The organism is Ehrlichia muris subsp. eauclairensis (assembly GCF_051097115.1).
GTDB lineage: Bacteria > Pseudomonadota > Alphaproteobacteria > Rickettsiales > Anaplasmataceae > Ehrlichia > Ehrlichia muris.
Genome location: NZ_CP118226.1, coordinates 171012 through 184038 on the forward strand (window position 1 = coordinate 171012; position 13027 = coordinate 184038).

Annotated in this window: 9 protein-coding genes; 3 read left to right on the plus strand and 6 right to left on the minus strand. The window is 29.9% G+C overall.

The window, feature by feature from the left end; all coding sequences use genetic code 11:
- Positions 1 to 474: 474 nt before the first annotated feature.
- Positions 475 to 1728, minus strand: coding sequence for an aspartate kinase (locus tag PVA18_RS00735; protein ID WP_045805126.1), 1254 nt, complete (start codon positions 1726 to 1728; stop codon positions 475 to 477).
- A gap of 627 nt (positions 1729 to 2355) precedes the next feature.
- Here PVA18_RS00735 and metG point away from each other — a divergent pair.
- On the plus strand, positions 2356 to 3876 hold the full coding sequence (gene metG / locus PVA18_RS00740; protein ID WP_045805125.1) for a methionine--tRNA ligase: 1521 nt from the start codon (positions 2356 to 2358) through the stop codon (positions 3874 to 3876).
- Positions 3877 to 4417: 541 nt separating this feature from the next.
- Here the strand turns inward: metG and ubiE are convergent.
- Genes ubiE through hslV form a run of 3 tightly spaced genes read right to left on the minus strand, consistent with a single transcriptional unit; the run spans position 4418 to position 7157 of the window.
- Complete coding sequence (gene ubiE, locus PVA18_RS00745) at positions 4418 to 5110, minus strand: bifunctional demethylmenaquinone methyltransferase/2-methoxy-6-polyprenyl-1,4-benzoquinol methylase UbiE (protein WP_045805124.1); 693 nt, start codon at positions 5108 to 5110, stop codon at positions 4418 to 4420.
- Positions 5111 to 5113: 3 nt separating this feature from the next.
- Positions 5114 to 6586 (minus strand): ATP-dependent protease ATPase subunit HslU, encoded by a 1473-nt coding sequence (gene hslU / locus PVA18_RS00750; protein ID WP_045805123.1) that lies wholly within the window; start codon positions 6584 to 6586, stop codon positions 5114 to 5116.
- Complete coding sequence (hslV, locus tag PVA18_RS00755; protein WP_045805122.1) at positions 6567 to 7157, minus strand: ATP-dependent protease subunit HslV; 591 nt, start codon at positions 7155 to 7157, stop codon at positions 6567 to 6569. The genes hslU and hslV overlap by 20 nt, the downstream gene beginning before the upstream one ends.
- 904 nt (positions 7158 to 8061) lie before the next feature.
- On the opposite strand from hslV, the gene rho reads away from it, so the two are divergent.
- Positions 8062 to 9447, plus strand: a complete 1386-nt coding sequence (gene rho / locus PVA18_RS00760) for a transcription termination factor Rho (RefSeq protein ID WP_045805121.1) — start codon at positions 8062 to 8064, stop codon at positions 9445 to 9447.
- A gap of 232 nt (positions 9448 to 9679) precedes the next feature.
- Here rho and PVA18_RS00765 read toward each other — a convergent pair whose 3' ends face one another.
- Positions 9680 to 10039, minus strand: coding sequence for a J domain-containing protein (locus PVA18_RS00765; RefSeq protein ID WP_231568510.1), 360 nt, complete (start codon positions 10037 to 10039; stop codon positions 9680 to 9682).
- Between the two features lie 73 nt (positions 10040 to 10112).
- Between PVA18_RS00765 and PVA18_RS00770 the strand changes: the two genes are divergently transcribed.
- Positions 10113 to 10673, plus strand: coding sequence for a NifU family protein (locus PVA18_RS00770; RefSeq protein WP_045804909.1), 561 nt, complete (start codon positions 10113 to 10115; stop codon positions 10671 to 10673).
- 781 nt (positions 10674 to 11454) lie between these two features.
- Here the strand turns inward: PVA18_RS00770 and PVA18_RS00775 are convergent.
- Complete coding sequence (locus PVA18_RS00775; RefSeq protein WP_045804908.1) at positions 11455 to 12843, minus strand: hypothetical protein; 1389 nt, start codon at positions 12841 to 12843, stop codon at positions 11455 to 11457.
- Between the last annotated feature and the right edge of the window lie 184 nt (positions 12844 to 13027).

A 13027-nucleotide genomic window follows, 5' to 3' on the forward strand; every position in this document is an offset into this window, starting at 1 on the left:
GCTACAGTACTTGCAAATCTATCTGTCATTGTATTGATCAAGTATTTTTCAGATTTCTCTACAAAGTATTAGATTTCGCGATTTTTAATATGTAATGTTGTGTTTATAAAGTTAAAGAGTCTTGTAATATAAGAAACTTAAAGAATTATTTATTTGCTTGCACTAGAAGATTAGTGTATTGTCGATGTAAATGTTAAGAACAGTAAAATAATTGACTAAAATCTCAAATAAAAAATTGTCATCATGATCTAAAAATGTGTTTTAAGATTAATGTTTATCGTCATTATATGGGAGTTCTATATAATAAGATTCTTATTCAAACTGAGCTTGTTGTATCAAAATTTAAAAGAGTTTGAAAAATGCAAACGTTGTGTTTATGGTCATTTAATTCTATAAGTAACCATGTTTTAAAAATTATATTACTTTAATTTATGTATTACGTTAAACTTGTTGAAATAGTAAACTATCTTAGGTTTAGCTTATTGCATGCGGGTCTGATTTTGTGCTATCAAGTCCAAAAGTAGAATGTAGAGCTATTGTAGCAAGTTGGCTGTCTTTTCTCGATATTAAAACACTGATTTTGATTTCTGAAGTAGTAACTGCTAGTATTTTTATATTATTGGATGTTAATGTATGAAACATCTTATAAGCTACTCCGGAGTGAGAAATCATACCTACTCCAATAATAGAGATCTTTGCAACTTCAGAGTTGATCATTAAATTCTGATACATAAGCTCAGTTTGAATTTCTGTTAAGAATGTTGTTGTTGTTGGCAAGTCCTCTTCTGAAACTGTGAAAGTAATGTCATTTGCATTATTGTCATTCATGTTTTGAATGATCATGTCAACGTTGATGTTTTTCTCTGCTATTGCGTTAAATACGGTAGTAATTCCAGATAGTGTTTTTACCTCTTTTAATGTAATACTTGCTGTCTTATTATTACATGTGATTCCAGTAATTAATTGGCTTTCCATATGTAGTTCTCCTTTTTTACATAATATTGTTCCCTTTCCGGGATTGAAAGTAGATAGTATGCACAATTTTATATTATATTTCATTGCTATCTCTACTGAGCGTACTTGTAATACTTTGGCTCCAAGAGAGGACATTTCTATCATTTCATCGTATGTAATGTAATCTAACTTACGTGCTTTTGGTACTACATTGGGATCTGCTGTATATATTCCATTTACATCTGTATAAATATAGCATAGATCTATACCTAATGCTGCTGCAATTGCTACAGCTGAGGTATCAGATCCTCCTCTGCCTAAAGTTGTAACTCTGTTGTTTTTGTGCATCCCTTGAAATCCAGCAACAATAGCAACGTCATTGTTAGATAGGGAATCCTGTAATGAGCGTGTGTTGATATCTATAATTCTTGCTTTAGTGTGGTCTTCAGTTGTTACTATTGGTAGTTGCCATCCTAGCCATGATTGTGCATTGATTCCTATTTTTTGAAGAGCTAGTGATAATAGTCCGCATGATATTTGTTCTCCTGAAGAAATAATTAGGTCATATTCGGAGCATTCAGATTGGGATTTCACATCAGAGATTTGTTTAATTTGTGAAATGATGTTATCAGTAAATTTCCCCATAGCTGATACTACTACTACTACTTTGTAATTATTGTTAACATCTTGTTTTATTATTTCTGCAACTCGATTAATACACTTTATGTCTTGTAAGGAAGTTCCTCCAAATTTTTTTACTAAAGTCCTCTTCATTATTGTGTGCTAGAAATGTATGACTATCATCTTACATGATAAGTGATTTTTTATATTTTGCAAAGTTTGTATTAATGTAGTTAAATTCTTTGTTGTGTGATGAATATTATAGAACAATATTATAAAAAGGATTTGATATAAAAACTTAATTTTGTTTGGAGTGTCATAATCTATGATCTTGCATAGTTATGTTACATATTGCTTTAAGGAGTATAATCAATCCTGATATCAATTTCTTATAAATATTATATTGATTCTATAATGTGAGATATTATCCATAACTAATGTTTATAAATATAGTTATTGATATTCAGGTATTTTTGTAAATTACTAGTAAATAGGAGATATTTAGGATGTTTATATGAAATAAATATCTATTATATGATGAGTTTTTATAGAATCATGTCTGTCATTCCTTAAATAGTCTGGTATCAGTATAATCTTGTAGTGTTTAATTTCCCGTAGGTTACTTGTGTGTAAATTGTTCATGAATTATTTAGTTAGGGGTTATAATTCCATGTATGGTTTTTATAAGTAATGTTTTTGTGGTATTTGCAAATATTAAATTAATATAACTAAAATTATATGATAAATTGCTAGTAGACAAGATAACAATAATGCTGATTTATGAAGAATATATATATTACTACTCCTGTTTATTATGTTAATGATGTTCCACATGTAGGTCATGTTTATACAACTTTGATATGTGATATTATAGCGCGGTTTATGCGTCTTGATGGGTGTAATGTGAAATTTGTAACTGGAACAGATGAACATGGACAAAAAATAGAAAAAGCAGCTCGAGAACGTAATATGTCATTGGTACACTTTACTGATAATACGAGTGCTGTATTTAAACAATTAGCTGATGTTATGAACTATAGTTATGATGATTTTATTCGTACAACAGAGGTAAGACATCAAAGAGCTGTTATAGCTTTGTGGCAGCGTTTATGTGACAATGGGGCAATATATCTAGGTAGTTATTCTGGTTGGTATGCAGTAAGAGATGAAACGTTTTATCAAGAAAAAGAATTAATTGATGGTAAAGCTCCTACAGGGGCTGAGGTAGAATGGATAGAAGAGCCGAGCTATTTCTTTCGGCTATCAGATTTTCAAGAGAGATTGTTAAGTTTTTATGCAGAGAATCCTGATTTTGTTACTCCTAGGTATCGGTATAATGAGGTTATGTCATTTGTTAAATCAGGGTTGAAAGATCTTTCTATATCAAGGCAGAATGTTTTATGGGGAATAAAAGTACCAAATGATGATAAACATGTGATTTATGTATGGGTTGATGCTTTAACAAATTATCTGACAGTATTAGGGTTCCCTGATATTAACCATAAAGATTATCAAGCCTATTGGGCAGGTGATAATAGTTTTGTTTTGCAAGTTATTGGGAAAGATATATTGAGATTTCATGCTGTGTATTGGCCTGCTATTTTAATGGCAGCTGGCTTACCTTTACCTAAAAAAATCTTAACTCATGGTTGGTGGACTAATGAAGGACAAAAAATCTCTAAATCGTTAGGTAATGTTATAAGACCTTTTGATTTGGTAGAACAATTTGGGGTTGATCAATTGAGATATTTTTTAATTAAAGAAATGCCAATAGGGAACGATGGAGATTTTAAAAGAAGTAGTCTTATTAATTGTATAAATTATGATTTAGCAAATAATATAGGGAATCTTGTACAGAGGACTATTTCTCTATTGTACAAAGAGTGTGGGGGAGTTGTACCAATAATAAGTAATGATTTGTTACATGATGAAGAAGTTTTACCAAATTATCAAGATATTCTTGGAAGAGTTAGGGATTGTGTTATGCATTATAACTTGAATGGGATGATACATATTATAGAACAATTATCTTCTACGGCTAATGAATATATTACAGTGAGAGCACCATGGAAATTATCTAAGAGTGATCCTAGGGTTATGAAAGCAGTATTATATAAATTGCTTGAATATATTAAATGTATAGGATTGCTGTTACAACCTATAATGCCTAAGTTATCATCCAAAATATTGGATCAAATTGGATTACCAGAATGTAATCGTGACTTTAGTAAATTTTCTGTACCTGTGAATGTGAATACACCTTTACCAAAACCAGAACCTATTTTTGCAAAGATTGTGTAGGCTATATATATACTTGCTAGTATAAATATCTAGCATTATTGTAGTCGACAACTATGGCAGTTGTATTGGAGTACGTAGGTTTCTCTGTGTAAGGAAGTTTTTTGTATATCAAATTGTCGAACTTGAGTATTGGTGTGTAGGTTGAGAATTTTTATTAGTGAGTGTTTAGTCGGGTTTAGTATGCACCTATCTATATAGTATTGCTATTTTGAATAAGTTTCCACAGATTGCAGAAGCGTGAATAATAAGTACTTATAGTTATAATAAGTTAATATAATACTATATTATTGTTTGAATGTATCAAGTGTGTGTTGTATAAGGTTTGTGTGGATTTACATTGATGATGAAAACAGTATTATTCTATGATGGTTGTTAAGCTGACATTGTCTGTAAAGGAAAATTTTAATATTAAGATCAATATAATTTTTCAAGCAATGTATGTAGAAACATAGATTATGCTATCCTAGCTTAATGAAATTAGAGTTCCTATAATGTCTTTTTGATAACTATTATCTATAAAGAAAACTTTAGTTGAGATTAGTTATATTTTCCAAGCAGTATATAATGTAACTATACCAAAACATAAATTAGTATATTTTATTTGGGTAAAATTAGAGTTTTCAATTTCTTGTACAAAATCTTCTTGATATGGAAATTTGCTTATACTATCTACTAAGTATTGATATGCAGTCTTATCTCTTGCTACTACTTGTCCTATGTTAGGGATAATATTGAATGAATAAAAGTCATACAATTTGTAAAGAGGATGACTTTCTTTTAAGGGAGAAAATTCTAAACATATGAATTTTCCTCCTTGCTTAAGAACCCTATATGCTTCGTTTAATGCAAGATGTCTATAGGAAACGTTACGTATTCCAAAGGAAATTGTATAATATTCAAAACTATTATCTGGAAATGGTAGTTGTTCTGCATTACCACATACCCATTTGAGATTTAATATGTTTGCATTGATAGCATTGTCTCTTCCATGATTTAACATTTTAGGATTAATATCACATACTGTTGTATCTACATTTCGTTTGTTTTTTGCTACCTTTATAGCTATATCTCCAGTACCAGAGGCAACATCAAGTAAGCTACCACTGGTGATGCTCTGAATTACTCTGTCTTTCCATAGTCTGTGCAGACCAAAGCTCATTATATCGTTCATTAAATCGTAACGAGAAGCTACTGAAGTAAAAACTTGATTAACAAACTTTGATCTTTCATGCATGACTTATAGTATAAATTTTGATAAATCTAATTGCTTTGAAATATCTTCCAATTTCTTCTTGACATATTCGCTATCGATGACATATGTTTTACCACTATTTTCTGTTGCAGTATAGCTGATATCTTCCATTAGTTTTTCTAAAATAGTGTGTAATCTACGAGCTCCAATGTTTTCAACTTCTCTGTTAACTGTGGATGCTATTTCCGCTATAGTAGATACTCCTTCATCAGTAAAGTCAATAGTAATATTTTCAGTTTTCATTAATGCGCAGTACTGCTTTAATAAACTTGATTCTGGTTCAGTTAAAATTCGCACTAAATCGTCTTTGCTAAGCGGTTTAAGCTCTACTCGTATAGGAAGACGTCCTTGCAGTTCAGGTAATAAATCAGAAGGCTTAGCCAGGTGAAATGCTCCAGATGCTATGAATAAAATATGATCCGTTGTAATAGTGCCATATTTTGTTGTTACACTTGTTCCTTCAAGCAATGGTAAAAGATCTCTTTGTACGCCTTCTCTGTTAACTTCTCCTCTGATTTCTGTACGAGCTGCAATTTTATCTATTTCATCTAAGAACACAATACCATCATTGCTTGCTAGTTGTAGAGCTTCTTTTATTATCTTGTCCTCATCCATTAATTTTTCACTTTCTTCATTAATCAGCAGTTCTCTTGCTTCTTTTACAGTAACTTTTATGGTTTTAAGTTGTTTGTTATTTCCCAGCATTTTATGCACAATTTCGTTGATATTCATAATGCCAACTTGACTTCCTGGAATATTAGGAATGTCAATTGAAGGGATTGCATTTTTATTTTCTTTGATAGATATTGAAATCTCGGAATTTTCAAATTCGCCATTTCTTAGCTTGTTTTGGAAAATGGTTTTTGTTTCTTGACTTGCATCAGCTCCAATCAATGCATCAAGAATCATATTTTCTGATAAAGTTTTTGCTTTTTTTTCTACAATTTTACGAAATTTTTCTTTTACTAGGCTAATAGCTACATCAACTAAGTCACGTATGATAGAATCTACATCTCTACCTACATATCCTATTTCAGTAAATTTTGTAGCTTCAACTTTTATAAAAGGTGCTTTTGCAAGTTTTGCTAATCTACGAGCTATTTCTGTTTTACCAATACCTGTATGCCCTATCATTAAAATGTTTTTAGGGATAATCTCTTCTCTTAAGGGCTCAGGTACTCTATTACGGCGCCAGCGATTTCTTAAAGCAATTGCTACAGCACGTTTTGCATCTGCTTGTCCTATAATAAACCTGTCTAATTCGTGTGTAATTTGTTGAGGAGTTAGTTCTTGAGAGCTGTATGAGTCGTCTAAATTTGTTCCATCTTCACATGCTCCTGTACTAGTGGTATTGTCGCTTTTTAGCAGTGAGTTACCAGCTTGTCCATCATTTATGGCATTTGTTGTATTTGCTATCTCATCATTTAATCTGAGTTTATTATTTGGTGTGACAAACATTTGAATCCTCTATTTTTTCCATAATAATATTGTTATTTGTATAAATACATATTTCCGAAGCTATTTTCATTGCAGTAGTAATTATGTACTCTAAAGTCATATTTTGAGAGAATTGATCATTAGATTCGCATAAAGCTTTTGCTGCTGCTAATGCGTAATTCCCTCCTGATCCAATAGCTGCAATCCCATTTTCTGGTTCTAAAACATCTCCGTTGCCTGATATTATTAGAGATATTGATTTATCCGCAACAATCATCATTGCCTCTAATCTACGCAGATACCTGTCCATTCTCCAATCTTTTGCTAATTCTACACATGCGCGAAGCAGTTGTCCAGGGTGTTTCTCTAGTTTACTTTCTAATCTTTCAAATAAGGTAAAAGCATCTGCTGTTGCACCTGCAAATCCTGTGATTACTGTATCATTAGCTAAACGTTTTATTTTTTTTGCTGAATTTTTTATTACAGTATGTCCTAAAGATACCTGTCCATCTCCTGCAATTATTACGTTATTGTCTCTGCGAATACATAAAATAGTGGTTCCATACATTACACTATTGTCTTTGTGTTCCATTATTTTAACTCCTACTTATAACTTAATGGGTGGTAATTTTTTTAACAATACATGACTTTATCTATACCACTTGAGAAATAAATGTAAATTATTAAATAGTTATGATCATGATTTTATGTTACTCTGATAATAGAATATTTAACACCAAATCTGAATGTTAATCATATTGAATTACGATATTATTAATAGAATACAACCCTCCCCATAAATGAAAGTCTATCATTAACAAATATGTCAAACAATGATTAATAAACTATAAGATATTCATCCAATCTATATAATAGGCCATATAATCTACCAGAATAATAATTTTCTGACAAATAGTAATTTCAATTAATATTTTTTCCTATACTAAAACATGTGATAATAGTTTAGAATATTATAAAAATTTAGTACTAGTTTTTTGTTTGTATATTTTTAAATGTTATATATAATGAAAAGTTAGGTGTTGACTCTATATTACAATAACGTAATATTTATGGTCGTATATTTTTTAATGCTTCTAATGGTATATTATAGGTTTATGTGGGTACGCAAGTGCTGATATATTGTGTAGTGTTAGTTAATGGGTATCTATGATATAGGTTTTTTTTGTAGTACGTTATGTATAACATACCATTAGTTAGTTCATAGTAAGTGATATGTAATAGAGTTGAAGGTTATTGCAATTAAATAATTTATGTGTTGTCAAAATAAAAAAGTATGCTAATTTAGCAAACGTGCCACCATATGTACAAGATTTACTATGTAAATACTTGGAGTAGGAAGTTTGCCGTTACTGATCAGTTTGTTTCAAGTACTATATACAATGTTAAAGGTTTGTTTATTTATACGTTACGTAAGGATTATATAAAATGCTTGAACAATTAGTAACCTAACTTATTTTAGTATAGAGAGAGTTTTTATGTCGGAATCAGAAGATATTGTATTAGACAAAGAAGAGGGTGAAGTAGTAAAAGTAGAGCTACAAGAGGAAATAATAGAAGGGAGAGTAGATGATCAATCAGTACAGGAAGTAAAAGTACTGGATTTAAGTGAATTGAAGAAGAAAACTATAGAAGATCTGTTAAAAATAGCAGAAGATCTTGGAGTAGTAAGTAATGGGAGAATGCTGAAACAAGAGATAATCTTCCAATTAATGAAAAAAGTAGTCAGTGATGGAGGTGCAGCAATAGGAGGAGGGGTAGTAGAAATATTATCTGATGGTTTTGGATTCTTAAGATCTCCTGAAGCAAATTATGCTGCAAGTGGTGATGATGTATATATTTCTGCAGGACAAATAAAAAAGTTTAATTTAAGAACAGGTGATATAGTAAGTGGAGAAATAAGAGCTCCGAGCGAAAAAGAAAGATATTTTACATTAGTAAAAGCACATAGCATAAACTTTACGGATATGGCAAAGTTACAAAGATATGTGCACTTTGATGATTTAATTCCTTTATATCCAGAAGAAAGAATATTATTAGAATGTAATGATCCTATTAGCTTGCATAAAAAAGATATAAGCATGAGGGTAATAGATATAGTTGCTCCTTTAGGTAAAGGACAGAGGGCCCTGATAGTTGCTCCACCAAGAGCTGGAAAAACAATAATATTGCAACAAATAGCACATTCAATATCTGTAAATCACCCAGATATAGAATTAATAGTGTTACTTATAGGTGAAAGACCAGAAGAAGTGACAGACATGTGTAGATCGGTAAAAGGTGAAGTAGTAAGTTCTACATTTGATGAGCCTGGGTATAGACATGTACAACTTGCAGAAATTGTGATTGAAAAGGCAAAAAGAATGGTAGAACATAAAAAGAATGTTGTGATATTGCTTGATTCAATTACAAGATTAGCAAGAGCATATAACTCAGTGATACCATCCTCAGGAAAAGTACTAACTGGTGGGGTAGATTCTAATGCTTTGCAGAGACCAAAAAGATTTTTTGGAGCAGCAAGAAATATAGAGAATGGAGGATCATTAACAATAATAGCAACAGCACTGATTGAAACTGGATCAAAAATGGATGAAGTGATATTTGAAGAGTTTAAGGGAACAGGAAATTGTGAAATAATATTAGATAGAAAAATATCTGATAAAAGAGTATATCCAGCAATAGACATTTCAAAATCTGGTACAAGAAAAGAAGATATGTTAATAGATAATGTATGTTTAAAGAAGGTGTGGTTATTAAGAAGGTTGTTATCATCAATGGGTTCTGTTGAAGCAATGGAATTCTTGAGAGATAAATTATCCATAACTAAAGATAACAATGAATTCTTTGATATGATGAATAGTTGATCTGTAATATACCGGTATGTTGGCATATAAGTAAAGACTATTTATTAGTTGAAAAATAAGTTTTATATGTAATTCTGCTATTTCAAATGTTGATTTAATTATGTATTTTTAATACTGTAGTAGTAGTTGAAAGTGGATTTTAAGTAGGAGAGTTATCAGATAAAGTTGATACTATAGAGAAAGTGAAGTTATTTATATTGCCAGGAGTTTTGTAATGTTACTGTGTGTTTTATTAGTTTAATAATGTGTCCCGTGCTTCGTTTAGTTTTTGTGCTAAGTAAGGTGATCCTCCCTTATCTGGATGCATAGATTTCATTAATTTATGATAAGCCGCGTTGATTTGTTCTTGACTTGCATTTTTCTCTAACCCTAGTATTTCTAGTGCTTCTTCCTTAGATAGGCTACTACTTGTACTTTTAAAACTACTATACATATTTGTTTCATTCATTACCTTATTCAAAGTGGAAGTCATTATTTCACTCATGCTGATTATGCTATTCCTTTTTAATACTAGAAATATAAGCAATCCAATAACTGGTAATACAAATATGACGCCTATTATAGAGAATATTACTAAAAAGATAAACCACATATAAATGACTTGATTTAAGTAAGGTATGCCCATATTATACAAGTTAAAAGTATTTTTTTGCAAATGGTTTATTATGTTTATACAAATCGAGGAAACTCCAAATCCTGATACTTTAAAATTTATGCCAGGTGTTCCTGTTAATAATGGTAAAGTTAGTGAATTTGTTGATAGTGTTACAGCTGAAAGTTCTCCTCTTGCAACAGCGTTGTTTAAAATAGAACATGTAAGAGGTGTGTTTTTTGGAGGTGATTTTGTATCGGTAACGAAATCTAGTGATATTGAGTGGGATGTTCTGAAACCAGAAGTTCTAACTGTTATTATGGATTTTCTAACGCTTAATCCAGGTAATGCTATATTAGATTTTGATAAAGAAGAGATGGAAGAATTTTTCGATGAAAAAGATGTTGAGATGGTTAAGAAGATTAAAGAATTAATAGATAATTATGTGAAACCAGCTGTTATGCAAGATGGTGGGGATATAAAATTTAAAGGATATAGTAATGGTATTGTTTTTGTAAAATTAAGAGGAGCATGTTCAGGATGTCCAAGTGCTTCAATTACTTTGAAAGAAGGCATATATAATATGTTGAATTATTATATTCCGGATATACAAGGTGTAGAAAGTATTCAATAGATAAAGTTTATATATAAGAAATGTTTGGTTCTGTTGACAAGAACTTGATCATAGGTTTAGCTGTTTTTTATTGTTATGGTAAATCTTGAATGTTTTTACTTTAGTATGTACTAGAGTTTATGTGTAGAAGCTTTTATTCTACTTACAATAACTTGGAGATTAGTGTTTGTTATTTATATAGAAGAGTACTTCTTACGTGTTTTGTATTTGATATAGATAAAATTCATATATAAGGACTTTGTTATTTTTTATCATCTGTTGTTATGATAAATAGTACTTCTTAGATCTTTTGCATTTTTAAGTAAGGTTTATATATGGGATGTTTGATTTATTGATCAGAATTTACTTTGTCAGTTGTTTATCTATGTTTATTATTGTAGAAACAAGTACTTAATTAAATATTTTTGTGAAGTATGTGAATAAATCTTATATGTATGGCACTTTATTATAGTAACTTATCAATGGTTGGTTGGTTTTATTACTATAAAAATACTGTGTTAAATATTTTGAATGCAGTGTAAAAAATATGTTGTACTGTTGTATTGAAGTGGAAGCAATATTAAAAACTTTTTGTGTTATCTCTACTATCCTGACTTAAATGTATTCTTGATGAAGGAATATTGTATTGAGTTTTATAGTAGATATATAGTTATAGATTTATGGTTATTACTAGTAATGTTGGAAATATGACTTTTGAAGAATTATAAGTAATGTTATCTATACCGTATTATATAACATTTAGATATACCTTTATAGTATGATTATACAATCAATTTAATAGCTACATTTTTTTGTAAATACTAGGGTTGGGATGAGTATGGGTAGATTTTATAAAAGATGTTGGATCAATGGACATAAAACTTGTTGAGGGAGTTGGAAGAGTTTCAAGTGTGTTTTTTGGTTTGTTGTGTATTATCTTTCTTATCTTGCTCTTGAGTGATTTTGTGGTTTTTTTTGCAATGTGTTTGGTGTGTTTTAGAACTTTTTTTGTTTTTTTAATAATATTGCTTTTATGTGGTTTATTGTTCTCTGGTATTATCTGTTCTCTTTTATTGTTTTTGATATGGTGTATAGCATGTTCATATTCTGTATAAACCTTTATATTTCCAATAAACTCTTTAGTAGTCATTATGTTTTGTGTACATGGTGTCATGTCATTTAGTGATCTGACTAATATCTTGATATCTTTATAGTAGGGGTTCCAAGATATGTTGGTGTCTTGACGTATTACCTGTAATTGTTTGAAGAAAAACACAGTATCGCCATAAGCTACGCTTTCTGTAAATGCATATTCTATTCGTTTTAGAATCTCAATTTTTTTCATAATTCTTGGTTTTATAATGTAAGTGTGGATAATTTGATTAATCTTATTAGTTAGGGAATACCATGGATATTGGTGTCTTAAAAATTTCTCTGTTTTATTTTGATGATTTTTTAATTCTATTCTTCTGTAAAGAAGCTTGTTCTGTATTGAAAAAACAATGTGTTGCTTAGGAAACAGGTTAAGTGCTGTTTTTAAGTTTATAGGTGGTATTTTCATTATATGTTGGTATAGATAGCTGATTTTTTGAGATATTGGTATATTAGTGTAATCTTTACTATGCATTTTAGTTATTCCATGGCATGCTACTAATAAAGTTGCATCTGGATTATTCATAGCTGATGTTATTTCGCTTGTTATTTCACTTGTATATGTAGTTAGATTTAAAATATTAACTGCGTGTGATTGAAAAAATTCCTTTAATTCTAGGTTTACATCTGACTTGAGGATTATTTCCCTGAATTTATTGAAAAGTGTGTGTTTGATTTGTTGGTTAGGGGTTATGTTCTTAAGTTTATTAAATAATTTATTTAACATTCTATCTATAATTTTTTGATCTTCAGGAAAGATTATTATTCTACCTGAGATTTTGTGTATTAGTTCCTTGAACCATAGTTTGAGTAATAGTTTTACTTTCTTGTCTTGTATCTTTGTATAGGCTTTGTTGGTATAAGATTGTATAATACTGTAGTAGCGATAGGTCTCATTGTCGGTTATAGTGACATCACAAATTTGTGATACTATAACTAGTAATAGATTTAAGGGGTCGGTTGATAATATTTCTAATATTTTATCCCTTGATTCTGAATGTGTGCTGTGGTTCTCAAAACTTTGTTTCCTTTGGTACATTGTTTGTCGTCATAAGTATATATGAATTATCTAATACTATAAATTAATTTATTTTTAAAATTATATTTTTAATAGCATAAATAGATTAACTTATTATGTATAATAAAAAATTTATTTATATTATCAAGTCGTGATGCCATTTAAACATTGAATAAATAGCAGTCTAAAAATACTACTATAAGTT

What these genes read in the sequence shown, in the direction of transcription:
- PVA18_RS00735 (WP_045805126.1), bottom strand. Translation starts at nt 1,728, where the DNA reads ATGAAGAGGACTTTAGTAAAAAAATTTGGAGGAACTTCCTTACAAGAC.
- metG (WP_045805125.1), top strand. Translation starts at nt 2,356, where the DNA reads ATGAAGAATATATATATTACTACTCCTGTTTATTATGTTAATGATGTT.
- ubiE (WP_045805124.1), bottom strand. Translation starts at nt 5,110, where the DNA reads ATGCATGAAAGATCAAAGTTTGTTAATCAAGTTTTTACTTCAGTAGCT.
- hslU (WP_045805123.1), bottom strand. Translation starts at nt 6,586, where the DNA reads ATGTTTGTCACACCAAATAATAAACTCAGATTAAATGATGAGATAGCA.
- hslV (WP_045805122.1), bottom strand. Translation starts at nt 7,157, where the DNA reads ATGGAACACAAAGACAATAGTGTAATGTATGGAACCACTATTTTATGT.
- rho (WP_045805121.1), top strand. Translation starts at nt 8,062, where the DNA reads ATGTCGGAATCAGAAGATATTGTATTAGACAAAGAAGAGGGTGAAGTA.
- PVA18_RS00765 (WP_231568510.1), bottom strand. Translation starts at nt 10,039, where the DNA reads ATGTGGTTTATCTTTTTAGTAATATTCTCTATAATAGGCGTCATATTT.
- PVA18_RS00770 (WP_045804909.1), top strand. Translation starts at nt 10,113, where the DNA reads ATGTTTATACAAATCGAGGAAACTCCAAATCCTGATACTTTAAAATTT.
- PVA18_RS00775 (WP_045804908.1), bottom strand. Translation starts at nt 12,843, where the DNA reads ATGTACCAAAGGAAACAAAGTTTTGAGAACCACAGCACACATTCAGAA.